The organism is Streptomyces sp. NPDC057280 (assembly GCF_042668605.1).
Lineage (GTDB): Bacteria > Actinomycetota > Actinomycetes > Streptomycetales > Streptomycetaceae > Streptomyces.
The window spans coordinates 222,249-244,527 of sequence record NZ_JBHUYR010000004.1; the positions used below are offsets into that span (position 1 = coordinate 222,249).

The window sequence follows — 22,279 nt, forward strand, 5'->3', positions numbered from 1 at the left end:
AAAAGCTTGTCTTTCGGCTGCGGGCTCGTTGTGGCTGGTCGCGCAGTTCCCCGCGCCCCTTCAGGACATTGCGTCGAGGTCGGCCATCAGCAGATCGCCGTTGATCACGGCTGCGGCGCGGTATCCGGCGCCCGCCGCGTTGATCACTTGCTCGGCGAAGCCCGCTGCGTTGCCTGCGGCCCAGACACCGGGAACGGTCGTCCGGCCGGTCTCGTCCAGCACGGGGTATGCGCCGAACGGGGTCTCCTGCAACTCGGCGCCGAGTTGTTCCAGCAACCCGTTCTGCGGGACTGCCCGCGGCGCGACGAACAGCGCCTCGCGCGCGTGCACCGAGCCGTCGGCCAGGCGTACGCCCGTCAGCCGGTCGTCCTCGATCCGCAGTCCCGCGACCTCGCCCGGCACCACCTTCACGCCCGCCGCCGCGAGCCTGCGCAGGTCGTCGTCCGACAGCTCCTCCTCCGCGACCGTGTGCAGGAAGAAGGTCACGTCCTTCGACCACTGGGACACCATCAGCGCCTGGTGCACGCTCAGCGGGGTCGTCGCGAGGACACCGAAGGCCTGGTCGCGGACTTCCCAGCCGTGGCAGTACGGGCAGTGCAGGACGTCCTTGCCGAAGCGTTCGGCGACGCCGGGGACGGCCGGGAGCTCGTCCTTGAGGCCGGTGGCGATGACCAGGCGGCGGGCCGTGAGCGTGCGACCGCTCTCCAGGGTCACGGCGAAGCCCTCGGCCACCTCCACCACCCGGTCCCGGACCAGCTCGACGCCGTACCGGGCGATCTCCTCGCGGCCCCTCGCCAGGAACTCGGCCGGGGACATGCCGTCCCGGGTCAGATAGCCCTGCAGGTGGGCGGAGGGCGCGTTGCGGGGCTCGCCCGCGTCGACGACCAGCGTCCGGCGCCTCGCGCGGCCCAGGACCAGAGCCGCGGAGAGGCCGGCCGCGCCGCCACCGATCACGATCACTTCGTATGCGTGGGTGTCAGTCATGCCGCCACGGTCGCGCCGCGGGTGCGGGATTGACAAACGTCTTTGCCGATTCTGCAATACGAGCATGAGTACCGAAGAAGTAGAGGGCGTTCTCGCCGACGTGGGGCCCCGGCTGCGGCGGATCCGCAAGGAGCGCGAGGTGACCCTGGCCGCGCTGTCCGAGGTGACCGGCATCTCCGTCAGCACCCTGTCCCGGCTGGAGTCGGGGCTGCGCAAGCCCAGCCTGGAGCTGCTGCTGCCGATCGCGCAGGCGCACCAGGTGCCGCTGGACGAGCTGGTCGGGACGCCGCAGGTGGGTGATCCGCGGGTTCGGACCGCGCCGCTGGTGCGGCACGGGCGGACCTACTGGCCCCTGACCCGGCAGCCGGGCGGCCTCCAGGCGTACAAGGTGCTGGTGCCCCAGCGCACCGAGGAGCCCGAGCTGCGTACCCACGAGGGTTACGAGTGGTTGTACGTGCTGGCGGGACGGCTGCGGGTCGTCCTCGGTGAGCACGACGTGGTGATGAGCGCGGGGGAGGCCGCCGAGTTCGACACGCGGGTGCCGCACTGGTTCGGGTCCACGGGGGAGGGGCCGGCGGAGTTCCTCAGTCTGTTCGGGCCGCAGGGCGAGCGGATGCATGTACGGGCGAAGCCGAAGCGGTCGTGACGGACGCTACTGTTCCCTGAACGGCAAGCGACCGCTTAGTATGCGACTACCCCAGGTCGTACGACGCAGTCGCGTGGAGGCATCGCATGCAGGCATGGCAAGTGCACGAGAACGGTGAGCCGGGTGAGGTGATGCGGCTCGCGGACGTCGAGACGCCCGCGCCCGGCGACGGCCAGGTCCTGCTGAAGGTGCGTGCCGCGAACATCAACTTCCCGGACGTGCTGATGTGCCGCGGCCACTACCAGGTCAGGCCGCCGCTGCCGTTCACGCCGGGCGTGGAGATCTGCGGCGAGACCGAGGACGGGCGCCGGGTGCTCGCCAACCCCGCGCTGCCGTACGGCGGTTTCGCCGAGTACGCCGTCGCGGACGCCGCCGCGCTGCTGCCCGCGCCCGACTCGCTGGACGACGCCGAGGCCGCCGCACTGCACATCGGCTACCAGACGGGCTGGTTCGGTCTGCACCGGCGGGCGGGCCTCGAGGCCGGTGAGACGCTGCTCGTCCATGCCGCGGCCGGCGGAGTCGGCAGTGCGGCCGTGCAGCTCGGCAAGGCGGCCGGTGCCACCGTCATCGGTGTCGTCGGCGGGGCCGACAAGGCCGCCGTGGCCCGGGAGCTGGGCTGCGACGTCGTGATCGACCGGCGTGCGCAGGATGTAGTCGCCGCGGTCAAGGAGGCCACCGGCGGACGGGGCGCCGACGTGATCTACGACCCGGTCGGCGGCGACGCCTACACCCAGTCCACCAAGGTCGTCGCCTTCGAGGGCCGGATCGTGGTCGTCGGGTTCGCGAGCGGGACCATCCCCAGCCCCGGCCTCAACCACGCCCTGGTGAAGAACTACTCGATCCTCGGCCTGCACTGGGGCCTGTACAACACCAAGAACCCCAAGCTGGTCCAGCACTGCCACGAGCAGCTCACCGAACTCGCCGCACGGGGCGCCATCAAGCCGCTGGTCAGCGAGCGGGTGCCGCTCGCGGAGGCCGCCGCCGCGGTGCAGCGGGTCGGCGACGGGGTGACCACCGGCCGGGTCGCCGTCGTCCCCGCCCTCGGTGCTTCTTCGGAGAACGGAGCCGCCGCATGACCGACGCAGCCGAACTCAAGCGCCGCACCGCGGAGTTGCTGGCCGCGCATCCGCCCGCCACGACCGACCGCCTGGACTTCCTGCGGGCCCGCTTCGACGCGGGGCTCGCCTGGGTGCACTACCCCGAGGGCCTCGGCGGACTCGGCGCCGCACGCTCCCTCCAGGCCGTCGTGGACGCCGAGCTGGAGGCCGCGGGCGCCCCCGACAACGACCCCCGGCGCAACGGCATCGGCCTCGGCATGGCCGCGCCGACCATCCTCAAGTACGGCACCGAGGAGCAGAAGCAGCGCTATCTGCGGCCCCTGTGGACCGGCGAGGAGGTCTGGTGCCAGCTCTTCAGCGAGCCCGGCGCCGGCTCCGACCTGGCCGGGCTCGGCACCCGAGCGGTCCGCGAGGGCGACGGCGACTGGGTGGTCAACGGGCAGAAGGTGTGGACGTCCAGCGCGCACAACGCCCGCTGGGCCATCCTCATCGCCCGCACCGACCCGGACGTGCCCAAGCACGCGGGCATCACGTACTTCCTGTGCGACATGACCGACCCGGGCGTGGACGTCCGGCCGCTGCGCCAGATCACCGGCGAGGCCGAGTTCAACGAGGTCTTCCTCACCGACGTCCGCATCCCCGACTCCCGCCGCCTCGGCGCGATCGGCGACGGCTGGAAGGTCGCGCAGACCACCCTCAACAACGAGCGCGTCGCCATCGGCGGCATGCGCCTGCCCCGCGAGGGCGGCATGATCGGCCCGGTCTCGAAGACCTGGCGCGAACGCCCCGAACTGCGCACCCACGACCTCCACCAGCGCCTGCTGGGGCTCTGGGTCGAGGCCGAGGTCGCCCGCCTCACCGGCGAACGCCTGCGCCAGCAGCTCGCCCTGGGCCAGCCCGGCCCCGAGGGCGCCGGCATGAAGCTCGCCTTCGCCCGCCTCAACCAGGAGATCAGCGGCCTGGAGGTCGAACTCCGCGGTGAGGAAGGCCTGTTGTACGACAACTGGACCATGCGCCGGCCCGAGCTGGTGGACTTCACCGGCCGTGACGCCGGCTACCGCTACCTGCGCTCCAAGGGCAACAGCATCGAGGGCGGGACCAGCGAGGTCCTGCTGAACATCGTCGCCGAGCGCGTCCTGGGCCTGCCGTCCGAGCCGCGCACCGACAAGGACGTCGCATGGAAGGACCTGGCCCGATGAGCGACCTGCTGTACTCCGAGGAGGAAGAGGCGCTCCGGTCCGCCGTACGGGACCTGCTCGCCGACCACTGCGACGCCCCCGGCGTCATCGCCCGCACCGAGTCGGACGCCCCGCACGACCTCGCCGCTTGGAAGGCGCTCACCGACGGCATGGGTCTTGCGGGCCTGCTGGTGCCGGAGGCACAGGGCGGCCAGGGCGCCACGCCTCGCGAAGTCGCCGTGGTTCTTGAGGAGTTGGGGCGTGCGGTGGCTCCCGTGCCGTACCTCACGAGCGCGGTTGTCGCCACCGAGGCCCTGCTGGAGACCGGGGACGAGGCCCTGCTCGCCGACCTGGCGGCAGGGCGGAAGATCGGCGCCCTCGCCGTCGCCCTCAACGTCGCCGCGGGCGGCGTCTACAAGGTCGTACGGCACGAAGGCGGGTCCCTGCACGGGGAGTTGACCGGTGTCGCGGACGCGGCGGTCGCCGATGTGCTGCTCGTGCCCGCGGACGACGGCGGGCTGTACGCGGTCGACGCCGCCGACGCGACCGTCACCCCGCAGGTGTCCTTCGACCTCACCCGGCCGCTCGCGACCGTGACCCTGGACGGCGCCCCCGGCCGGCTCCTCGGCGACGCCGAGCCCGCCGTACGCCGTGCGCTGCGGGCCGGCGCCGGGCTGCTCGCCTCCGAGCAACTCGGGCTCGCGGACTGGCTGTTGACGGAGACTGTCCGCTACCTCAAGGAGCGCAAGCAGTTCAACCGCCCCGTCGGCGGCTTCCAGGCGCTCAAGCACCGGCTCGCCCAGGTGTGGCTGGAGGTCGTCAACCTCCGGGCCGCCGCCCGCAACGCCGCCGACGCGCTCACCACCGGCACGGACGCCGACGTGGCCGTCGCCGTCGCCCAGGCCTACGCGGCGCCCGTCGCGGTGCACGCCGCCGAGGAGGCGCTCCAGCTGCACGCCGGTATCGGCATGACGTGGGAGCACCCGATCCACCTGTACCTCAAGCGGGCCAAGTCCGACTCGATCGCGTTCGGCACGGCGGGTGTCCACCGTGAGGCCCTGGCCGAACTGGCGGACCTGCAAGCCCCCTGACGTTCACCGAACGAAGCCCGCCCCACCTGGGGCGGGCTTTTTCGTGCGCCCTTCGCGGGGGCGATGAACAGACGGCGGCACTCCGGCCAACTCCTGTCACGGCCATGCCCATTGGGGTGCGGGCGACCGCATACTCGCCCATGTCTCGTACCGCCCCAAAGGGAGGCAGAGCATGGCCCTCACCACCCGTCGCAGAGCCCTCACCACCATCGGCGCCGCCCTCACTGGCGCGGTCGCCCTGCCCGCCACGCAGGCCCTCGCGGGCGAACGGAAGCACCGGCCGCGGCCGTTGTGGCGGGCCCACGCCCACAACGACTACGAGCATCCCCGGCCGCTGTTCGACGCCCTCGACCACCGCTTCGGCAGCGTCGAGGCCGACATCTTCCTCGTCGGCGACCAGCTCCTCATCGGCCACACCGTTGACGACCTCGACCCGAGCCGCACGCTGGAATCCCTCTACCTGGACCCGCTGGCCAGGACCGTCAGGGCCAACCACGGGTCCGTGTACCGGGGCTGGCGCAGGCCGGTGCAGTTGCTCATCGACATCAAGACCGAGGGGTCGTCGACGTATCTGGAGCTGGACCGCCATCTCCGGCGGTACAAGCACCTGTTCACGACATACGCCCACGGCAAGGTGTTCCCCGGGCCGGTCACCGCCGTCATCTCCGGTGACCGCGCGGCCCGTACGCCCATGGAGGCGCAGACCGTCCGGCGTGCCTTCTACGACGGCCGGCTCACCGACCTCGGCTCCTCGGCGCCCGCCTCCTTCATCTCGCTGATCAGCGACAACTGGACGCTCAACTTCACCTGGCAGGGCGTCGGCGCGTTCCCCGAAGCCGAGCGGCAGAAGCTGCACGGCATCGTCGACGCCGCCCACGCGCGCGGCCAACAGGTGCGCTTCTGGGCCACCCCGGACGTGGCCGGACCCGCTCGCGACGCCCTGTGGGACGAACTGCTCGCCGCCGGCGTCGACTACCTCAACACCGACGACCTGGCGGGCCTCGAGGCGTTCCTGGACGCCCGCCGCTAGGCGGCGAAACCACACGTTCGGCGGACAGATAAGCCGCCCGGACGAACCCTCCGCTACGCCACACTTGCGGCCGAACGCCGTGAACCGGACCGGGCGGCGTGGCGGAGGAGGTTGACGATGGCGATTTCCATCTCAGTGGTGCTGCTGCTCCTGATCCTGGCGGTGATCTTCCTGCGCAACGGCGGGCTGAAGATCTCCCATGCCCTGGTGTGCGCGCTGCTCGGGTTCTTCCTGGCCGGTACGAGCATCGCACCCACCATCAGCAGCGGCCTGACGGCCACCGCGGACATCGTCAGCAGCCTCAGACCCTGAGGCTGCCTTTCCGGACCTCTGCTGATCAGCCGGTCGAGAAGACCCCGATGCCGTTCGGGACGGGGCGTTCCGCGCCGCCCGTGGGGTGGTTGCGTACCGTCACGCCGGTCGCGCCGGGGTCGCGGGCGACCAGCGTGGAGGAACCGCCGCCGTCCAGGCTGAAGCCGTCCACCGCGCCCAACCCCCGCAGGGTGTCGGCCACTTCGGCGATCGTCAGCCCGGTGCGGTACTCCGGCGCCCCGTCCACCGCGAGCAGCAGCAGGCGCCGGCCGCCGTCCGAGACGCCCACCGCGGTCCGTACGGCCGAGGTCGCGGCGTCCAGGCCGGGCAGCGGCACCCCGCTCCGCAGGACCGGGAAGCCGCCGACTGCGAAGCGGTACGGGACCGGGCTCGCGGCCGCCACGAGGCGGTGCCGTACCCGTACCGGCTCGCCCACGGACAGCTTGCGCAGTTGTCGCGCGCCCTCCTCCCGGCCGACGAGGACCGTGGTGCCTTCGTCCACGGGGCCGCTGCCCGGGGTGTCGGCCGTCGCCGTGACCCGGCCGTGGCGAACCGTCACCTCGTAGGTGTCCGTGCTGCACGGGGCGGCCCGGTCGGTGTCCGTGCCGCAGGTGGCGCGCAGCCGGGAGACACTGCCCCAGGCGCTGGTGTAGGCGCCGATCGAACCCACCGGAAGCGCGTACTGGTTGAACCCGCCCAGCGGCAGATTCCCGCTCCAGCCGCGAACCGTGCCGGTCAGGGTCAGGCCGTCGAGCCGGACCCGCCGGTCGACACCCATGCCGAGCACGTCCCGAGTGGAGGTGCCGGGCGGCAGCGCGGGCCCGAACCGCTGACCCTCCGGCACCGCCGCCTTCAGGGCGCGCCCGCTCGCGATCGCCGGTCCCACGCTCGCCCCGGTCGCCTCCACGCCGGGATGCTGGGTCTCGGTGATGTTGAAGAAGTCGCCGTTGACCCCCGCCACCGCGCCCTGGGCGTCGGCCAGTTGGGACACCGGCGCCCGCGCGGCCACCGCCCCCGGATGCAGCAGGTCGAGACGGACCCTCGGATCGCGCAGGTCGGCCCGGATCACGTGGAGGCGCGTCGGGCCCTTGGCCGCCTGGACGTCGTACTGCTGGTAGGTGACACCCGACGCGATCCGCACTGCCGCGGCCTGCACGGCACCGGCCGGTGCCGCCCCCGTCAGGGCCGCACCGGCCAGTGCGCCGAATGCCATGAGAAACGTCAGTGCCTGTCTGCCCGCCCGGAACCTTGTTCGACGATGCGTCACAGTCCCCCCTGAGGTCCCGTCAACTGTCCCAGGACCCAGGAACGGTGCACCAGACGGCGACGGCCGTCCGGGGGGTGACTAGGGGGCGACCAGGCGCGAACGGATCAGGAACCGTACGCCCTCGGGCGCCTCCAGGGAGAAGCCGCTGCCGCGGCCCTCGACGACGTCGACGATGAGGCGGGTGTGGCTCCAGGCCGCGTACTGGCTGCGGGACATCCAGAACGTCACCGGCTCCTCGACGCCCTCGACGGCCAGCTCCGCGAGCAGTACGTCCGACGCGCCGGTGCGGAACTCGCCCTCGGGGTAGCACATCGGGGCGCTGCCGTCGCAGCAGCCGCCCGACTGGTGGAACATCAGCGGACCGTGGGCCTCGCGCAGCCTGCGCAGCAGGTCGGCGGCGGCGGGGGTGAGCTCGACGCGCGGGATCTCCTCATCCATGCGACCCAGCGCAGCACACGGGAGGTTGCGACAAGGTTGCGGCGCGAGCCGCACCGCCCTCCTGCGGGGGTCCGGGCGTCACGCGGGCTGCGGTGTCAGGCGTTTGTGGCCTCTGCGGTCGTAGTAGAGGGTCATCGCGAAGCCGAACAGCAGCCCCACGGCGGTGCCGATCGCGATCATCAGCCAGGAGCGGCTCAGACCGGCGTCCCCGCGCGCGTCGAAGTAGAGGATCGCGCGGACGCCGTCGCTGAGCTGGCGCATGGGCTCGAAGTGGGACAGGAAGCGGTAGAAGCCGGGGACCGCCTGAAGCGGGACGGTGGCGCCCGAGGACGGCAGGCCCAGGACGATGAACACGAACATGGAGACCAGCTGGCCGATGCCGCCGAACGCGGCGTTGATGGCCTGCACGCCGATGCCGACGGCCAGCGACGCGCAGTACGAGTAGATCCACAGCAGCGGCAGATGGGTCGCGTCCATGCCCAGGATTGTGACGCAGGCCAGCATCACCAGGGACACGGTGACCAGGGTGATGCCCGCGGTCATCGCCATCTTCAGCAGCAAGGTTTGGGTGCGGCTGATGGGCACCGTGGGCAGCCGGGTGTGCCAGGGGCCGATCTCGTTGTCGGCGTAGCCGAGCGAGGTGTCGACGCCGTTGCTGATGACGTTGGCGCCCATGAAACCGGCCAGCACCAGCAGCAGCGTGTAGTAGAACGCCGTCAGCCCGAGCCCGCTGTGGCTGCCGACGGGATGGCCGACCTGGGTGGCGACGGCCACGGGGTCGGCGAGGAGCAGCTTGTCCGTCGCGGTGGCCCGGGGCGCCGCCTGGACCAGCTGCTTGCCGATGGTCTGCGAGGCCTGATGTGCCGCCTGGGTGTTGATCTGACTGGCGAGGGACGAACCGAGGCTGCCCTTGCCGGGGTTGGTGAGCACGGTGATCGTCGGGCGTGCGGCGGCGCCGGTGGTGGTGAGCGCGGCGACCGCGTCCGTGAAGTCGGCCGGGATGACGAGCGCGCCGTAGACCTTGCCGGCGTCCAGTTCGTCCTCGGCCTCGGCGGGGCTCAGCCGCCGCCACTCGGCCTTGTCGTTCGACCTGTCGGCGAGGATCGACCGGGTGATCTGCGTGCCCAGGTTCTGCCGCTGGCCGGGCAGCGGCTTGCCGGTGTCGCCGTTGACCAGGGCGATCGGCAGGTTCTTGAGCTCGCCCTGCGGGTTGACGATGCCGCCCATGTAGAGGAGGGACAGCAGCAGGGCGAGCAGTCCGCTCAGGACCGTGGGGACGATCCAGAGCTTGGGGCGCCGCAGCAGGGTGGCGGCACGGGCCTCGGGAGCGGCGGGGGCAGGGGCGCGGTCCGGGGGATCGGCCGGGCCGGGGGCCTGAGGGTCTGCGTCGGTCATGGCTCTCCGTCGGGTCGCGGCGACGCGGGGCCCTGCACGGGGACGCGGTGTCCCCATGAGGGCGTGTCCTTCATAGGTACGCGACCACGGGCCCGCGCGCACCCAGACGGTATGTGGCGGGGACCGGAATCACCCCCGCCGCTCCGGCGGTTCACCCGGCGAGGCGCAGCAGCGTCTCCTCGAAGGGCGCCGCGTCCGCGTCCGGCCGGTTGTGCGGAAGCCTGGCCAGGAGCATCGCCATGCCGCACGTATCGGTGACGGCGGAGAAGACCAGCCCGGCGCCGATCAGCCCGGAGAGCCAGTGCGCGGGCCGCCGGGCCAGCCCGGCGGCGAAGCCCGCCATCACCAGCGAACCGGCGGCGAGCCGCACCTGCCGGTCCATCGGCCACGGCGTCCGGGCCCCCGCCGGGCGCTCGACCGGGTGGCCGGCCGCGGCCCAGGCGCGGGTGCCGCCGTCCAGGGAGAGCGCCTCGATGCCGAGCGCCCCGAGCCGGTCGCGCCCTTGGGCGGAGCGGGCCCCGGAGGCGCACACGATCAGCAGCGGCCCGCGCGCGGCGGCCGCCCGGAGCGCGCCCGCGGCCTCGTCGAGTCGGTCCAGCGGGATGTTGTACGCGCCGGGGACATGGCCGCCGGCGAACTCCCCGGGCGTGCGCACGTCGACGACGGTGAACTCGGGGAGCCGGGCGGCGGCCACGGCGACGGGGGTGGTCATGGTGACGGGGGTCGTCATGGAACAGAACCCTTCGATGAGGTGTTGCCCCGCACGGGTAGGATACCCACGGGGGTATAGAGGAGGAGAAATCGTGCAACTCGACATGTCCGCCGAGGAGCTGAAGTCGGCGCTCAACCGGCTGCGCCGCGCTCAGGGCCAGCTGGCCGGAGTCATCCGCATGATCGAGGAGGGGCGGGACTGCGAGGACGTCGTCACCCAGCTCGCGGCGGTCTCCCGGGCCCTGGACCGGGCCGGGTTCTCGATCATCGCGACCGGCCTGGAGCAGTGCATGACCAGCGAGGACCCCGAGGTGCGCAACTCCGCGCAGATGCGGGCCCGGCTGGAGAAGCTCTTTCTCTCCCTGGCCTGACCCCACGACGACGCAGGCCGGCGATCACCACGCGACCATGACGGCCATGGCAGCGGCGATCGTCAGGAGTACGGCCCCGAAGGCCCGCTGAAGCGCCGCGGGTGACACCTTCGCGGCCAGCCGTCCGCCGTCCCACGCTCCCAGGACGGCGGTCGCCAGGAACGGCATGATCAGCGCCCAGTCCAGGTGGACCCCCGCATGGGCCCGAGCCGCGAGGGCGAACGTGGCGTTGGCGACGATGACCAGCAGACTGGTCCCCACCGCCGCGCTCATCGGCACCGCCAGCACCGTCACCAGCGCCGGTACGGCGAGAAAGCCGCCGCCGACCCCGAGGAGCCCGGTCACCGCCCCCAGCCCGGCCCCGGCGGCCGCCGCGCGGCCGGTCGACACGGTTCCGGTTCTCCGTGGCGTACGACGACGCAGCATGCGTACGGCGGCCAGGGCGGCCAGCGCCGCGAACATCAGCGTCAGCAGGGCCGCGGGGAGCCGCGCGGTGAGAGCGCCGGCCAGAGCGGCGGGCAGCAGCCCGGCCGCCGCGAACAGCAGCCCGGCCCGCCAGCGCACCGCCCCGGCCCGGGCGTGGGCCACCAGGGCGGTGACCGACGTGACGATCACGATGACCAGGCTGCCCGTGGCCGCGGCGGCGGGGCTGAAGCCGAGCAGGTAGATCAGTGCCGGGACGGTCAGGATGCTCCCGCCCGCCCCGAGCGCGCCCAGCGCGAGTCCGACCAGGCCGCCCGCGATCAGGGCCAGGACGAGGGCGGTCATATGACGGCCCCGGCGGACCGGTGGCGGCGGTACGGGGGAGGGGTGCCATGGCAGTCGTACGTCATGGGTGTTTCCCGATCCCGCGCGTCAGCCGGTGGTACAGAGCGTGAGCCCGGCCTCGGCGGCCGCCGCGTAGCCGTCGTCCACGGCGACCACCTCGCGGCCGGCCGCGTCGAGCACGGACGCGGCGATGGCGGCGCGCATGCCGCCCGCGCAGTGCACCCACACCGTGCCCTCGGGCACCTCGTTCAGGCGGTGGTGGAGCTGGTGGACGGGGACGTGGACGCTGCCCTCGATCCAGCCGCCCGCCCGTTCGCCGTCCCGGCGCACGTCGACGACCACCACGTCCTCGCCGCGCTCGCGGGCGGCGGCCAGGTCGGCGAACGTGGCCCGGCGGAAGGCGGCGGGTGTGGTCCCGTCGGTGATCCAGTCGGCAGGGGTGCCGACGGACGCGGCGGCCGGGCGGTCGATGCCGACCCGGGTCAGTTCCCGCTGGGCCCGGGCCAGGTCCCCGGCGTTCCCGGCGAGCAGCGTCACCGGCTTGCCCCACGGGATCATCCAGGCCAGATACGTGGCGAGCTGCCCGTCGACCTCGAAGTTGAACGCGCCGGCGACATGCCCGGCGGCGAAGGCGACCCGGCCGCGCAGATCCACGACCCACTCACCGGCCGCGAGCCGCCGGCCGATCTCCTCGGCGTCGGCGCGGCGCGGCGCCGTCAGGTCCACGGGAGCGGGCCCGCCGGCGTTGGCCGGGCCCATGTGGGCGTAGTAGGCGGGTATGTCGTCGAGCCCGTCCAGCAGCTCCTTGACGAAGGTGTCCACGTCCTGGAGGAGCCCCGGGTTGGAGGCCTTCGCGGCGCCGATCGTGCCGCCCTCGTCACCCGCGGCGGAGGAGGCGCAGAAGCTGCCGAAGCCGTGCGTGGGCAGGACGGGCACCTCGTCGGCCAGTTCCGCGGCGAGGCGGTGCACGGAGGCGTGCTGGGCCCGGGCCAGCCGTTCGGTCAGCCGCGGTTCGACCAGGTCGGGGCGGCCCACGCCGCCGATCAGCAGCGACCCGCCGGTGAAGGCGGCCACCGCGTGCCCGGCCTCCTGGAGGACGTACGAGGTGTGGTGCGGGGTGTGTCCGGGCGTGGCCACCGCCCGCAGTGTCAGGTCCTCGTCGACCGGTTCCAGGTCCCCGTCGGCGACCGGGAGGCGGGTGCAGGCCACCTCGGCGCCGGCCGGGACCAGGTAGCGGGCGCCGGTCAGGCGGGACAGCTCCAGGCCGCCGCTGACGTAGTCGTTGTGCACATGGGTCTCGGCGACGGCCACGATCCGCACCCCGCGTCGCGCCGCCAGGGCGAGGACGCGGTCGATGTCGCGGGGCGGGTCCACGGCCACCGCGGTCCGGGCGCCGCCCGCCAGATAACTGCGGTTGCCCAGCCCTTCGGTCTCCAGAGTGTCGACAAAGTACACGGCGTTTCTCCTTCGCGGGAAATTACCCCCGGGGGTATCTGTCTCTCAAGGTAACAGATACCCCTGGGGGTATTAATCCGGCCGTGTGGAGCCGCCGCCGGCCGGCCCGGGGGCCGGCCGGCAACTCCGTCTGCTCGGGCAGAAGTTGATGTGTGAAACTGTCGTCAGCCGATCAAAATGGAGCGCAACGTGACGCAGGACGGCACCGTCGAGGAGATCGACACCAGCAGGCCGCACCCCGCCCGGATCTACGACTACCTGCTGGGCGGCAAGGACCACTACGAGGTGGACCAGGAGGCGGGGGACCGGCTGGTCTCCGTCGCGCCCGAGGCGCGGATCGGCGTCCGCGCCAACCGCGCCTTCCTCCAGCGCGCGGTCCAGTACGTCGTCGGCAGCGGCGTCCGCCAGATCCTCGACGTCGGCACCGGGCTGCCCACCTCGCCGAACGTCCACGAGATCGCCAACGCGGCGGCCCCCGACGTCCGCGTCGCCTATGTCGACAACGACCCGATCGTGAAGCGGCACGGCGACGCGCTGCTCAGCCGCTCGGGTTCCACCAGCATCGTGCTGGCCGACCTGCGCGACCCGCGCAGCATCGTGGACCACCCCGACGTCCGCAGGGTCATCGACTTCGACGAGCCGGTGGCGTTGCTCCTGGTGGCGATCCTGCACTTCGTCACCGCGGCCGAGAAGCCCGCCGAGATCGTCGCCGCCCTGCGCGACGCGCTCCCGGCCGGCAGCTTCCTGGTGCTCTCGCACGCCACGGGTGACTTCGCCGAGCGCAGCGACGCCCAGGCCGTCTACAAGAACGCCACCGCCACCATGAACCTGCGCACCCGCGCCGAGGTCGAGCGGCTCTTCGACGGCTTCGAGCTCGTCGAGCCCGGCCTGACCCAGGTCCCGTTCTGGCGCCCGGACACCCCGCCGCCGGCCGGGGCCGAGCAGATCGGCTTCTACGGGGGAGTCGGCCGGAAGTAGGGAAGCGGACGCGAAGTGCGCCGGGCGGTGCGGCGCACCCCGCTCAGCGTGCCAGCGGGGCGTCCGTCCGCTCGGCGATGTCCTCGGCGGTGACGCCGGGCGCGCACTCCACAAGGGCGAGGCCGGCGGGGGTGACGTCGAGGACGCCCAGGTCGGTGATGACGCGCTGCACACAGCGCTCCCCGGTGAGCGGCAGCGTGCACTCCTCGACGATCTTCGGGGTGCCGTCCTTGGCGGTGTGCTCCATGAGGACGATGACCCGGCGGGCCCCGTGGACCAGGTCCATCGCGCCGCCCATGCCCTTGACCATCTTGCCGGGGATCATCCAGTTGGCGAGGTCGCCGTGTGCGGAGACCTGCATGGCGCCGAGGACGGCGGTGTCGATGTGGCCGCCGCGGATCATGCCGAAGGAGAGCGCCGAGTCGAAGAAGGACGCCCCCGGCAGCACGGTGACGGTCTCCTTGCCCGCGTTGATGAGATCCGGGTCGACCTCGGCCTCGGTGGGGTAGGGGCCGGTGCCGAGGATGCCGTTCTCGGAGTGCAGGACGACCTGGACGCCGGGCGGGAGATGGCCGGGGATCAGGGTGGGCAGTCCGATGCCGAGGTTGACGTAGGAGCCGTCGGTGAGTTCGGCGGCGGCGCGGGCGGCCATCTGGTCGCGGGTCCAGCTCATGCTCGTACGGTCCTCTTCTCCACGTGCTTGTCGGCGGCCTGACGGGCCGTCAACTCGACCACCCGCTGCACGAAGACGCCGGGGACGTGCACGTCGTCGGGGCTCAACCCGCCCGGTTCCACGAGCTCTTCGACCTCGGCGACCGTGATCCGGCCCGCCATGGCGGCGAGTGGGTTGAAGTTCGCGGCGGACCTGCGGAACACCAGGTTCCCGTGGCGGTCGCCGCGCCAGGCCCGGACGAGGGCGAAGTCGGTGGTGATGCCGTGCTCCAGGACGTACGGGCGGCCCCGGAAGGTGCGGATCTCCTTCGCGGGGGACGTGACGGCCACCGAGCCGTCGGCCGCATGGCGCCAGGGCAGGCCTCCGTCGGCGACCTGGGTGCCGACGCCCGCCGGGGTGTAGAACGCGGGGATGCCCGCGCCGCCGGCTCTCAGCCGCTCGGCCAGGGTGCCCTGCGGCACCAGCTCCACCTCCAGCTCGCCCGACAGGTACTGGCGGGCGAACTCCTTGTTCTCGCCGACGTAGGAGCCCGTCACGCGGGCGATCCGGCCGGCGGCCAGCAGGACGCCGAGCCCGCGGCCGTCCACGCCGCAGTTGTTCGAGACGACCTCCAGGCCGCGGGCGCCCTGGGCGTGCAGGGCCTGGACGAGCACCTCGGGGACGCCGCTGAGGCCGAAGCCGCCGACGGCCAGCGACGCGCCGTCGGGGATGTCCGCGACCGCCTCGCCGGCGCTCGCGCTGACCTTGTCCATGGGACCTTTCCGATCTTGCGGTTCTTGCCGCTTCAGGGCTGTTTCGGTGCTTCAGGGGTGCTTCACGGCTGCTTCAGCGACTCGGAGATCGACTTGACCCCGCCGTGCGCGGTGAGGCCGCCGTCGACCGGGATCTCGGCGCCGGTGATGAACGACGCCGCGTCGGAGAGCAGGAACACGACGAGCGGGGTGATCTCGTCGACGGTCCCGGTGCGGCCGAGCGGCGTCTCGCGGAGGTTCGCCTCGCGGAAGGCGGGCGCGGCGGACGCGGTCATCTCGGTCTCGATGAACCCGGGATGGATGGTGTTGACCCGGATGCCCCGCGGGCCGAGCTCCAGGGCGGACGCCTTCGACAGGCCCCTGAGCGCCCACTTGCTCGCCGTGTACGCCACCGGGTAGTGACCGGTGAGGGCCGCGGTGGAGCCGACGTTGACGATCGAGGCACCCGGCCGCATCAGCGGTGCGAGGTGCTGGATGCCGAGGAGCGGTCCGGTGACGTTCACGGCGTGCACCCGCGCGAAGTCCTCGGGGCGCACGTCGTCCAGGCGGGCGCGCCAGGTGATGCCCGCGTTGTTGACCAGGCCGTGCACCTGGCCGTACGACTCCCCGAGTGCGGCGGCGAGTCCGGCCCACTCCTTCTCGCTGGTGACGTCGAGGCGGCGACAGCCCGGGGCGTCCGTCACGTCGGTGGCAATGACCCGGGCGCCCTCCCGGGTGAGGGCCTCCGCCTCCGCCGCACCCTGGCCGCGGGCGGCGCCGGTGACGACGACCACCTTGCCCAGCAGCGGCTTCACGGCCGCTCCCGGCCCCGGCGCCGCCCGGCCGGGAGCGGCACCGGTGCGGCGCCGGCGACGACCGTGTTGGAGACGGCGCCGATGCCCTCGACGGCGAGGGTGACCGTGTCACCCGGCCTCAGTGGTGGCGGGTCCTGGCGGCCGCGGACTCCCCACAGCTCGGCGAGACAGCCGCCGTTGCCGCAGGTGCCGGAGCCGAGGACGTCACCTGGGCGCACCCAGGTGCCGCGCGACGCGTACGCGGTCATCTCCTCGAAGGTCCAACTCATGTGGGAGAGCAGGTCCTTGCCCACCACCTCGCTGTTCACCGAGGCGGTGAGGGCGAGCCGCAGGAAGCCGTCCGGGTCGCGGTACCGCTCCATCTCGTCGGCCGTGACGAGGTACGGGCCGAGGGTGGTGGCCGTGTCCTTGCCCTTGCAGGGGCCGAGGTTGACCTTCATCTCGGCGGACTGCAGATCGCGGGCGGACCAGTCGTTGAAGACGGTGTAGCCGACGATGTGCTCGCGGGCCTCCTCCGGGGTGAGGTCACGCCCCTCCCGGCCGATCACGGCGGCGACTTCCAGCTCGAAGTCGAGCACGGCCGACCCGGGCGGCACCGGTATGTCGTCGTAAGGGCCGTACATCGCATAGGGGTTGGTGAAGTAGAACGTCGGGGCCGCGTACCACTGCTCCGGCACGCCCGCGTTCCCGTCGATGGACCGGCGTACCCCTTCCACGTGCTCCTCGAAGGTCACGAAGTCCCGCACGGTGGGCGGCTGGAGAGGCGGCAGCAGCCGCACCTCGGAGACGTGCGGGCCGGGCGGCACGTCGAACGCGGTCGCGCCCGCGTCGAGCAGCCGGTCCAGGCCGCCCGTCTCGGCGAGCAGCCCGGCCAGCGAGCGCACGGCGGGCAGCGGGTACAGCGTGCCGTCCGCCTCGACGACGGCCACCTGCCGCCGACCGCGGAACTCGTAGCTTGCGAAACGCATGGAAGGGGTCCTGTCGGAAGGGTCGGGTCGGACCTGGCGGGTCGGACCAGGTCGGGTCGGACCGGGTCGGGTCGGACCAGGTCGGTTCGGACCGGGGTGGGTCAGACCGGCGGGGCGACGAAGCAGCCGCGGTCGACATCGTTGAACGACTCCTTGGCGACGAGCTCGTTCATCGGATTGGCCGTGCCCCACTGGTCGGTGACCTCGGGCTGCGAGAAGTCGTAGACGTGCGGGTGCCAGGTGTCCTCGTCGAGGTTCTCCAACTCCGTCGTGTACTCGACGGTGTTGCCGTGCGGGTCGAGGAAGTACGTGAACGTGTTGTCACCCGCCATATGCCGTCCCGGACCCCAGATCTTGCGGGCCCCGGAGCGCATCACACGGCCCGAGCCGCGCATGTACTCGTCGATGCCGCGCATCTCGAAGGAGACGTGGTGCAGCGCGGTGTGCGGGCCCTGCGCGATCGCCATCGAGTGGTGCTGGTTGCTGATCCGCATGAAGTGCATGACCTCGCCCATGTGGGGTGAGGAGAGGGTGTCGGAGAGCCGGAAGCCGAGGTGGGTCTCGTACCACTCCCGAGTGCGGTTCAGGTCGCGGGAGTTGAGCACGACGTGCGACAGCTTGACCGGGATCGACTCCTTCTCCTCGATCCTGCGGTGCTGTCGTACCTCCACGTCCGCCGAGACCTCGATGGTGCGGCCGTCGACGTCGAAGAAGCGGAAGCCGTAGCCGCCTCCGGGGGTGTCGACCTTGCCCGGCTGGGAGATCAACTGCACTCCGCCCGCCAGGAGTTGCTCGGCGAGCGTGTCCACGTCGGCGGCCGAGGCCGCGCCATAGGACACCAGGTCGAGGCGCTTCTCCGCCGCCTTGCGCAGCCGGATCACATAGCGCTCGGGGCTGCCTTCGGCGGCCAGGAAGGAGATTCCGGAGTCCTCCTCGACCTTGGTCAGGCCCCAGACGCCGGCGTAGAAGTCGAGCTGCTTGTCGTAGTCGGGCACGGCGAGGTCGACGTGCCGAAGGTGGGTGAGCAGACGCATGATGTCAGTCCTTCCGGAGGAGGGCGGCCGCGTTTCCGCCCCGCACGGCGTCGAAGTCGGTGTCGGGCAGGTCCGCCGCGCGCAGCGCGCCCAGTGGATCGTCCGTGCCCATGTCGAAGGGGAAGTCGGAGCCGAGCAGCACACGGTCGGCGCCGGCGGCGGCGATCAGTGCGTGCAGCACGGCCGGGTCGTGGACCAGGGAGTCGAAGTACAGCTGCCGCAGATAGCTGCTCGGCTGCCGTGTACAGCGCCGCGCGTCGGGGCGGACCCGCCAGGCGTGGTCGGAGCGGCCGATGTGGGTGGGCAGGTAGCCGCCGCCGTGCGCCGCGATCAGCTTCAGGCCCGGATGGCGGTCCAGGACGCCGGAGAAGACCAGGTGCGACAGCGCGACCGCGTTCTCGGTGGGCTGGCCGACGGTGTTGGACAGGTACCACTGGTCCAGGCGCTCGTCGAGCGTGCAGCCGAAGGGGTGCAGGAAGACGAGGGCTCCGGTCTCCTCCGCCCGGGACCAGAAGGGTTCGTACGCCGGGTCCGACAGCTCGTGACCGGGGGCGTGCGAGGAGATCTCGACGCCCCGGAGGCCGAGGTCCAGCGCGTGATCGAGCAACTCGACCGCGAGGTCCGGGTGTTGGAGCGGGGCGAGACCGAGGCCGAGGAGGCGGTCGGGGGCCTTGGCGCAGTGCTCGGCGATGCCGGTGTTCGCCAACCTGCCCATCGTCGCGGCCAGTTCCGGGGGCGCCCAGTAGTGGTAGTGCGAGGGGGAGGGGCTGATCAGCTGGATGTCCACGCCCTGTTCGTCCATCGCCGCGAGGCGCACGGCGACGTCCGTCAGCCTCGGTATGCGGGCGCCGACCATGGGACCGCTCACCGCCAGGGCGGCGGGGCCGTTGCGGCGGGCGTCCAGGGCACGGGCCTCGGCGAGACCGGGGTGTCCGGCGGCTGCCTCGTCGACCTCCGGGAGCAGGAGGTGGGCGTGGACATCGATCGTGGGGGGCCGGGGTGGGGGCGTGGTCACGGGAACTCCCTCGTCGGGGGCCGGGGTGCGGGCGTGGTCACGGGAGGTCCTTCGTCGGGGACCGGGGTGCGGGCGTTGTCACGGGAACTCCTTCGTAGGAGGCCGGGGTGCGGGCGTGGTCACGGGAGTTCCTTGAGGACGGTCATGGTGCGGTGCATCAGGCCCGGCACGTCCGCGTCGCGCACCCCGTCCAGCAGCCACTGGCCGAGCTGGACGGAGGCGTCGACGACCAGACGCACACGGGGCAGCCGCCGGGCGTGGTAGTCGGTCAGGGTCCGGTCGAGGGGGGCGGAGGCCCAGTCGTCGAGGCCGGTCAGCAGTTCGGCGAGGACCAGCACGTCCTCCAGGGACATCGCGGCGCCCTGGGCGAGGGTCGGCGGGCAGCAGTGCACGGCGTCGCCGACCAGCACGACCCGGCCGCGGTGCCAGGGTCCCTCCACCAAGTGCCGGTCGAACCACGTGTAGTTGACGACGGCCGGATCGGTCAGGGCCGGGCGGATCTCGTCCCACGCCCCGCCGTAGCCCTCACTGAGCGCCCGCATCTCGTCGGCGTAGGCCGCCGGGTCGATCGCGGCACGGTCGCGGGCGGGCTCGACGAGGTACGCGTAGACCGTGTCCTCGCTGGTCGGGCAGTACCCCGCGATGAAACACCGGCCGCCGTAGACCATCTCGGTACGGCGGACGCTGGCCGGCCGGGGCGCGGGGGCGCGCCAGATGCCCATGCCGGTGGGCCGGGGCTCCTCGGTGACGCCGATCATCCGGCGGGTGGCGGAGCCGAGGCCGTCGGCGCCGACGACCAGGTCGTAGCGGCCGCTCGTGCCGTCCGTGAAGGCGACGTCCACGCCCTCGCCGTCCTGTTCGAAGGCGGTGGCCCTGGTGCCGAGGCGGACGCAGGCGCCCGAGGCGCGGACCGCGTCGATCAGGAGCTGCTGGAGGCGGGGGCGCTGCATGCCGATGTGGGCCGGCAGGTCGTCGCCGCCGGTGCGGAACTCCTCGGGGGTGGCCAGCACGGTGCCGTTCGGGGCGAGGAGGGCGACGCCCTCGGCCTGGTAGCCCTCCTTCTCGATCGCGTCGAGGACACCGACCTCGCGCAGCACGCGCAGGGCGTTGCCCTGCAGGGTGATGCCCGAGCCGGCGGCGGCCTTCCAGTCGGCGCTCGCCTCGACGAGGTCGACGGCGATCCCGGCGCGGCGCAGCAGCACGGTGAGGGCGTTTCCGGAGGTGCCTCCGCCGATGATGAGGACGGAAGGGGTGCGGCGGTCAGCCATGTCGGGGATACCTCCCGGGGTGGGGCCGCGCGACGTCGGGCGGCGGGGGTGCGGCTCGCCCGCGGGGCGCGGGCCAGGGGGGTGCGGCTGTTGTGTGCGGGTGCTGTGTGCGAGTGCCGTGTGCGGCCGAAGGGTGACTACTTGACGGCGATCGGGTTGACCGGGGAGCCGACCGCACCGGTGATGGGGAGGGGAGCGGCGGTCAGCCAGAACTCGTACACGCCGTCGTCGGCGCAGTCGGCGGCGAGTGCGTCGAGGTCCCACATCTCGCCGATGAGCAGCCCCATGTTGGGGATGACGACCTGGTGCAGCGGCTGGAAGGCGTTCTCGAACTCGTTGGGCCGGACCTCGAACCCCCAGGTGTCGGTGGCGACCGCGGCGATCTCGGTGCGGTGCAGCCAGCCGGCGCTGGTGAACGACAGCCCGGGCGCGGGTCCGCCCGCGTAGTCGCCCCAGCCGTCGCGCCGCACCCGGGCGAGCTGTCCGGTCCGTACGAGGACGATGTCACCGCGTCCCACGGTCACCCCGTGGGCCTCGGCGGTCGCGCTGAGATGCTCCTCCGTGATGGCGAAGGCGTCCGGCAACTCCCCTCCGTCGCCACAGACTTGGCCCACGTCCAGCAGCACGCCGCGTCCGGCGACGTGCGGTGCCATGTGCTCGATGCCGGTGACGAGGTCGCCGTCGGAGGTGACGACCCGCTCCGCCGGCCGCCCGTTCCAGGCCTTGCCGTGGTCGAAGATGTGCCCGAGCCCGTCCCACTGGGTCGAGCACTGCAACGGCATCGCGATCACGTCGTCGGCGCCGCCGATGCCGTGCGGGAAGCCCTGGTTGCCGAGGGCGGCGTCGGTGCCCGTGTCGAGCATGGTGTGGACGGGGTTGGTCCGCCGGCGCCAGCCCTTCTGCGGGCCGTTCATGTCGAAGCGCTGCGAGAGCGAGAAACTGACACCCCGGCGGACCAGGGCGGCGCCCTCACGCCGCTTCGCCTCGTCCAGGAAGTTGAGGGTGCCGAGGACGTCGTCCGCGCCCCAACGCCCCCAGTTCGAGAACTCCTTGGCGGCCTCGGCGATCGCACCCTCGGGGTCGTGCCGGTTCACACGCTCTCCCCGACACATCGCGTGCGCTGCACACCGAGACCCGTGATCGACCCCTCCATGACGTCGCCGTCCCGCAGCAACCGCCCCCAGTGCAGGCCGTTGCCGGCCGGGCTGCCGGTCAGCACCAGGTCGCCGGGCAGGAGCCGGGAGGTCTGGGAGATGTACGACACCAGCCGGGCGACGCCGAAGAGCATGTCCTTGGTGGACTCGTCCTGCATGGTGTCGCCGTTGAGCTTGAGGGTCACCCGCAGATCGCCCGGGTCCGCGATCGACTCCGCCGGCACCAGCCAGGGGCCGAGCGGCGTGAACCCGGGCGCGTTCTTGCAGCGCAGCCAGTCGGTGCCGATGGCCTTCATGTCCCGGCGGAACACGGTCGCCCGGTCGGTGAGGTCGTTGGCGATCGTGTACCCGGCGACGTGCTCAAGGGCCTGACCGACGGACACCCGGTAGGCGGGCTTCGCGATCACGGCCGCCAACTCCAGCTCCCAGTCCGGCTGTTCGGCCCAGGAGGGGAGCACGACATCGTCGTACGGCCCCGCGATCGTGCTCGGCAGGCCGATGAAGACGTACGGCAGGTCCTCGGCGGCCCGGCGGTCCATGATCTCGGCGATCTCCGCGCGGGCCTCCTCGACCGTGCGCGGGTCGTCGGGGGAGCGGTGGGCGACCTCGAGATCGATCACGTGCTGCCGGTAGTTGGCGCCGGACTGGAAGATCTGCCGGGGCTCCAGCGGGGCGTGCACACGCAGCCCCTCCAGCGGCAAACGGTCCAGGGTGTCGTCGGACGCGAGGCCGTGCAGCAGGGGCAGTGCCTCGTCCCACCGCTCCACCACGGCCCGGACGTCGGACGGCGCCCACGGCAGGGTCCGGCTCAGGTCGAGCACCCGCTCCCGGACCAGGAGGCCGGGGAAAGGAGCCCCGCCCGGGGTGGAGAACGTGCCGAGCGCGAAGGCGCCGGCAGGTTGCGCGAGTGTTGACATCAGATTTCCTCCTGCTGGGATG

General features: G+C 72.4%; 24 protein-coding genes. 8 read left to right on the forward strand and 16 right to left on the reverse strand.

Translation table 11 applies throughout. The features are described from left to right. Positions 1 to 60 precede the first annotated feature (60 nt). Positions 61 to 984 carry an NAD(P)/FAD-dependent oxidoreductase gene (locus ACFUO4_RS24895; RefSeq protein ID WP_383488417.1) on the reverse strand — a complete coding sequence of 308 codons (924 nt, stop codon included), beginning with the start codon at positions 982 to 984 and terminating at the stop codon, positions 61 to 63. 64 nt (positions 985 to 1,048) lie between these two features. Between ACFUO4_RS24895 and ACFUO4_RS24900 the strand changes: the two genes are divergently transcribed. From ACFUO4_RS24900 to ACFUO4_RS24925, 6 genes are all read left to right on the forward strand, one after another. Further along, positions 1,049 to 1,630, forward strand: coding sequence for a helix-turn-helix domain-containing protein (locus tag ACFUO4_RS24900; RefSeq protein WP_079309512.1), 582 nt, complete (start codon positions 1,049 to 1,051; stop codon positions 1,628 to 1,630). A gap of 86 nt (positions 1,631 to 1,716) precedes the next feature. Continuing rightward, positions 1,717 to 2,706, forward strand: a complete 990-nt coding sequence (locus ACFUO4_RS24905; RefSeq protein WP_383488420.1) for an NADPH:quinone oxidoreductase family protein — start codon at positions 1,717 to 1,719, stop codon at positions 2,704 to 2,706. After that, complete coding sequence (locus ACFUO4_RS24910; protein ID WP_383488423.1) at positions 2,703 to 3,887, forward strand: acyl-CoA dehydrogenase family protein; 1,185 nt, start codon at positions 2,703 to 2,705, stop codon at positions 3,885 to 3,887. The genes ACFUO4_RS24905 and ACFUO4_RS24910 overlap by 4 nt, the downstream gene beginning before the upstream one ends. Continuing rightward, positions 3,884 to 4,957: an acyl-CoA dehydrogenase family protein gene (locus tag ACFUO4_RS24915; protein WP_383488426.1), complete on the forward strand. Its 1,074-nt coding sequence runs from the start codon at positions 3,884 to 3,886 to the stop codon at positions 4,955 to 4,957. Before ACFUO4_RS24910 ends, ACFUO4_RS24915 begins: the two co-directional genes overlap by 4 nt. A 172-nt stretch (positions 4,958 to 5,129) precedes the next feature. After that, on the forward strand, positions 5,130 to 5,987 hold the full coding sequence (locus tag ACFUO4_RS24920; protein WP_383488429.1) for a phosphatidylinositol-specific phospholipase C/glycerophosphodiester phosphodiesterase family protein: 858 nt from the start codon (positions 5,130 to 5,132) through the stop codon (positions 5,985 to 5,987). 117 nt (positions 5,988 to 6,104) lie between these two features. Then, positions 6,105 to 6,299: a hypothetical protein gene (locus ACFUO4_RS24925; RefSeq protein ID WP_097260946.1), complete on the forward strand. Its 195-nt coding sequence runs from the start codon at positions 6,105 to 6,107 to the stop codon at positions 6,297 to 6,299. Positions 6,300 to 6,324: 25 nt separating this feature from the next. Here ACFUO4_RS24925 and ACFUO4_RS24930 read toward each other — a convergent pair whose 3' ends face one another. The 4 genes from ACFUO4_RS24930 to ACFUO4_RS24945 form a co-directional block, all read right to left on the reverse strand. Next, positions 6,325 to 7,512, reverse strand: coding sequence for a phosphodiester glycosidase family protein (locus ACFUO4_RS24930; protein ID WP_383488433.1), 1,188 nt, complete (start codon positions 7,510 to 7,512; stop codon positions 6,325 to 6,327). Between the two features lie 132 nt (positions 7,513 to 7,644). Continuing rightward, positions 7,645 to 8,004 (reverse strand): DUF779 domain-containing protein, encoded by a 360-nt coding sequence (locus tag ACFUO4_RS24935; RefSeq protein ID WP_079309518.1) that lies wholly within the window; start codon positions 8,002 to 8,004, stop codon positions 7,645 to 7,647. 78 nt (positions 8,005 to 8,082) lie between these two features. Continuing rightward, positions 8,083 to 9,399, reverse strand: coding sequence for a YhgE/Pip domain-containing protein (locus tag ACFUO4_RS24940; protein ID WP_383488437.1), 1,317 nt, complete (start codon positions 9,397 to 9,399; stop codon positions 8,083 to 8,085). 151 nt (positions 9,400 to 9,550) lie between these two features. Beyond that, positions 9,551 to 10,129, reverse strand: coding sequence for a rhodanese-like domain-containing protein (locus ACFUO4_RS24945; RefSeq protein ID WP_383488439.1), 579 nt, complete (start codon positions 10,127 to 10,129; stop codon positions 9,551 to 9,553). An 85-nt stretch (positions 10,130 to 10,214) separates the two neighbouring features. Here ACFUO4_RS24945 and ACFUO4_RS24950 point away from each other — a divergent pair, with 85 nt between their 5' ends. Next, positions 10,215 to 10,481, forward strand: a complete 267-nt coding sequence (locus ACFUO4_RS24950; protein ID WP_383489761.1) for a metal-sensitive transcriptional regulator — start codon at positions 10,215 to 10,217, stop codon at positions 10,479 to 10,481. Positions 10,482 to 10,505: 24 nt separating this feature from the next. Here the strand turns inward: ACFUO4_RS24950 and ACFUO4_RS24955 are convergent, their stop codons facing one another. Together ACFUO4_RS24955 and ACFUO4_RS24960 are read right to left on the reverse strand one after the other, a co-directional pair. Beyond that, positions 10,506 to 11,249 carry a TSUP family transporter gene (locus ACFUO4_RS24955; RefSeq protein WP_383488442.1) on the reverse strand — a complete coding sequence of 248 codons (744 nt, stop codon included), beginning with the start codon at positions 11,247 to 11,249 and terminating at the stop codon, positions 10,506 to 10,508. 87 nt (positions 11,250 to 11,336) lie between these two features. Continuing rightward, positions 11,337 to 12,704, reverse strand: coding sequence for a rhodanese-like domain-containing protein (locus ACFUO4_RS24960; RefSeq protein WP_383488445.1), 1,368 nt, complete (start codon positions 12,702 to 12,704; stop codon positions 11,337 to 11,339). Positions 12,705 to 12,893: 189 nt separating this feature from the next. Between ACFUO4_RS24960 and ACFUO4_RS24965 the strand changes: the two genes are divergently transcribed. Then, positions 12,894 to 13,682, forward strand: a complete 789-nt coding sequence (locus ACFUO4_RS24965) for an SAM-dependent methyltransferase (RefSeq protein WP_079309530.1) — start codon at positions 12,894 to 12,896, stop codon at positions 13,680 to 13,682. Between the two features lie 43 nt (positions 13,683 to 13,725). On the opposite strand, the gene ACFUO4_RS24970 is transcribed toward ACFUO4_RS24965, so the two are convergent. The 9 genes from ACFUO4_RS24970 to ACFUO4_RS25010 form a co-directional block, all read right to left on the reverse strand. Next, positions 13,726 to 14,355, reverse strand: coding sequence for a CoA transferase subunit B (locus ACFUO4_RS24970; protein WP_079309522.1), 630 nt, complete (start codon positions 14,353 to 14,355; stop codon positions 13,726 to 13,728). Then, positions 14,352 to 15,107: a CoA transferase subunit A gene (locus ACFUO4_RS24975; protein ID WP_079309523.1), complete on the reverse strand. Its 756-nt coding sequence runs from the start codon at positions 15,105 to 15,107 to the stop codon at positions 14,352 to 14,354. Before ACFUO4_RS24975 ends, ACFUO4_RS24970 begins: the two co-directional genes overlap by 4 nt. Positions 15,108 to 15,169: 62 nt before the next feature. Then, on the reverse strand, positions 15,170 to 15,901 hold the full coding sequence (locus ACFUO4_RS24980) for an SDR family NAD(P)-dependent oxidoreductase (RefSeq protein ID WP_079309524.1): 732 nt from the start codon (positions 15,899 to 15,901) through the stop codon (positions 15,170 to 15,172). After that, the gene (locus ACFUO4_RS24985) at positions 15,898 to 16,869 is read right to left on the reverse strand and encodes a fumarylacetoacetate hydrolase family protein (protein WP_079309525.1); all 972 of its coding nucleotides are present in this window, start codon (positions 16,867 to 16,869) and stop codon (positions 15,898 to 15,900) included. Before ACFUO4_RS24985 ends, ACFUO4_RS24980 begins: the two co-directional genes overlap by 4 nt. Positions 16,870 to 16,970: 101 nt before the next feature. Continuing rightward, the gene (locus ACFUO4_RS24990) at positions 16,971 to 17,903 is read right to left on the reverse strand and encodes a VOC family protein (protein ID WP_383488450.1); all 933 of its coding nucleotides are present in this window, start codon (positions 17,901 to 17,903) and stop codon (positions 16,971 to 16,973) included. Positions 17,904 to 17,907: 4 nt separating this feature from the next. Next, positions 17,908 to 18,918, reverse strand: coding sequence for an amidohydrolase family protein (locus ACFUO4_RS24995; protein ID WP_383488453.1), 1,011 nt, complete (start codon positions 18,916 to 18,918; stop codon positions 17,908 to 17,910). 119 nt (positions 18,919 to 19,037) lie between these two features. Then, positions 19,038 to 20,186 carry an FAD-dependent oxidoreductase gene (locus ACFUO4_RS25000; RefSeq protein WP_383488456.1) on the reverse strand — a complete coding sequence of 383 codons (1,149 nt, stop codon included), beginning with the start codon at positions 20,184 to 20,186 and terminating at the stop codon, positions 19,038 to 19,040. A gap of 137 nt (positions 20,187 to 20,323) precedes the next feature. Then, positions 20,324 to 21,280 carry a cyclase family protein gene (locus ACFUO4_RS25005; protein WP_383488459.1) on the reverse strand — a complete coding sequence of 319 codons (957 nt, stop codon included), beginning with the start codon at positions 21,278 to 21,280 and terminating at the stop codon, positions 20,324 to 20,326. Continuing rightward, positions 21,277 to 22,257, reverse strand: a complete 981-nt coding sequence (locus ACFUO4_RS25010) for a fumarylacetoacetate hydrolase family protein (RefSeq protein ID WP_383488462.1) — start codon at positions 22,255 to 22,257, stop codon at positions 21,277 to 21,279. Before ACFUO4_RS25010 ends, ACFUO4_RS25005 begins: the two co-directional genes overlap by 4 nt. Positions 22,258 to 22,279 lie beyond the last annotated feature (22 nt).

What these genes read in the sequence shown, in the direction of transcription:
- ACFUO4_RS24910 (WP_383488423.1), top strand. Translation starts at nt 2,703, where the DNA reads ATGACCGACGCAGCCGAACTCAAGCGCCGCACCGCGGAGTTGCTGGCC.
- ACFUO4_RS24895 (WP_383488417.1), bottom strand. Translation starts at nt 984, where the DNA reads ATGACTGACACCCACGCATACGAAGTGATCGTGATCGGTGGCGGCGCG.
- ACFUO4_RS24915 (WP_383488426.1), top strand. Translation starts at nt 3,884, where the DNA reads ATGAGCGACCTGCTGTACTCCGAGGAGGAAGAGGCGCTCCGGTCCGCC.
- ACFUO4_RS25010 (WP_383488462.1), bottom strand. Translation starts at nt 22,257, where the DNA reads ATGTCAACACTCGCGCAACCTGCCGGCGCCTTCGCGCTCGGCACGTTC.
- ACFUO4_RS24945 (WP_383488439.1), bottom strand. Translation starts at nt 10,129, where the DNA reads ATGACGACCCCCGTCACCATGACCACCCCCGTCGCCGTGGCCGCCGCC.
- ACFUO4_RS24935 (WP_079309518.1), bottom strand. Translation starts at nt 8,004, where the DNA reads ATGGATGAGGAGATCCCGCGCGTCGAGCTCACCCCCGCCGCCGCCGAC.
- ACFUO4_RS24930 (WP_383488433.1), bottom strand. Translation starts at nt 7,512, where the DNA reads ATGGCATTCGGCGCACTGGCCGGTGCGGCCCTGACGGGGGCGGCACCG.
- ACFUO4_RS24925 (WP_097260946.1), top strand. Translation starts at nt 6,105, where the DNA reads ATGGCGATTTCCATCTCAGTGGTGCTGCTGCTCCTGATCCTGGCGGTG.
- ACFUO4_RS24900 (WP_079309512.1), top strand. Translation starts at nt 1,049, where the DNA reads ATGAGTACCGAAGAAGTAGAGGGCGTTCTCGCCGACGTGGGGCCCCGG.
- ACFUO4_RS24955 (WP_383488442.1), bottom strand. Translation starts at nt 11,249, where the DNA reads ATGACCGCCCTCGTCCTGGCCCTGATCGCGGGCGGCCTGGTCGGACTC.
- ACFUO4_RS24950 (WP_383489761.1), top strand. Translation starts at nt 10,215, where the DNA reads ATGTCCGCCGAGGAGCTGAAGTCGGCGCTCAACCGGCTGCGCCGCGCT.
- ACFUO4_RS24905 (WP_383488420.1), top strand. Translation starts at nt 1,717, where the DNA reads ATGCAGGCATGGCAAGTGCACGAGAACGGTGAGCCGGGTGAGGTGATG.
- ACFUO4_RS24975 (WP_079309523.1), bottom strand. Translation starts at nt 15,107, where the DNA reads ATGGACAAGGTCAGCGCGAGCGCCGGCGAGGCGGTCGCGGACATCCCC.
- ACFUO4_RS24985 (WP_079309525.1), bottom strand. Translation starts at nt 16,869, where the DNA reads ATGCGTTTCGCAAGCTACGAGTTCCGCGGTCGGCGGCAGGTGGCCGTC.
- ACFUO4_RS24920 (WP_383488429.1), top strand. Translation starts at nt 5,130, where the DNA reads ATGGCCCTCACCACCCGTCGCAGAGCCCTCACCACCATCGGCGCCGCC.
- ACFUO4_RS24990 (WP_383488450.1), bottom strand. Translation starts at nt 17,903, where the DNA reads ATGCGTCTGCTCACCCACCTTCGGCACGTCGACCTCGCCGTGCCCGAC.
- ACFUO4_RS24940 (WP_383488437.1), bottom strand. Translation starts at nt 9,399, where the DNA reads ATGACCGACGCAGACCCTCAGGCCCCCGGCCCGGCCGATCCCCCGGAC.
- ACFUO4_RS25000 (WP_383488456.1), bottom strand. Translation starts at nt 20,186, where the DNA reads ATGGCTGACCGCCGCACCCCTTCCGTCCTCATCATCGGCGGAGGCACC.
- ACFUO4_RS24970 (WP_079309522.1), bottom strand. Translation starts at nt 14,355, where the DNA reads ATGAGCTGGACCCGCGACCAGATGGCCGCCCGCGCCGCCGCCGAACTC.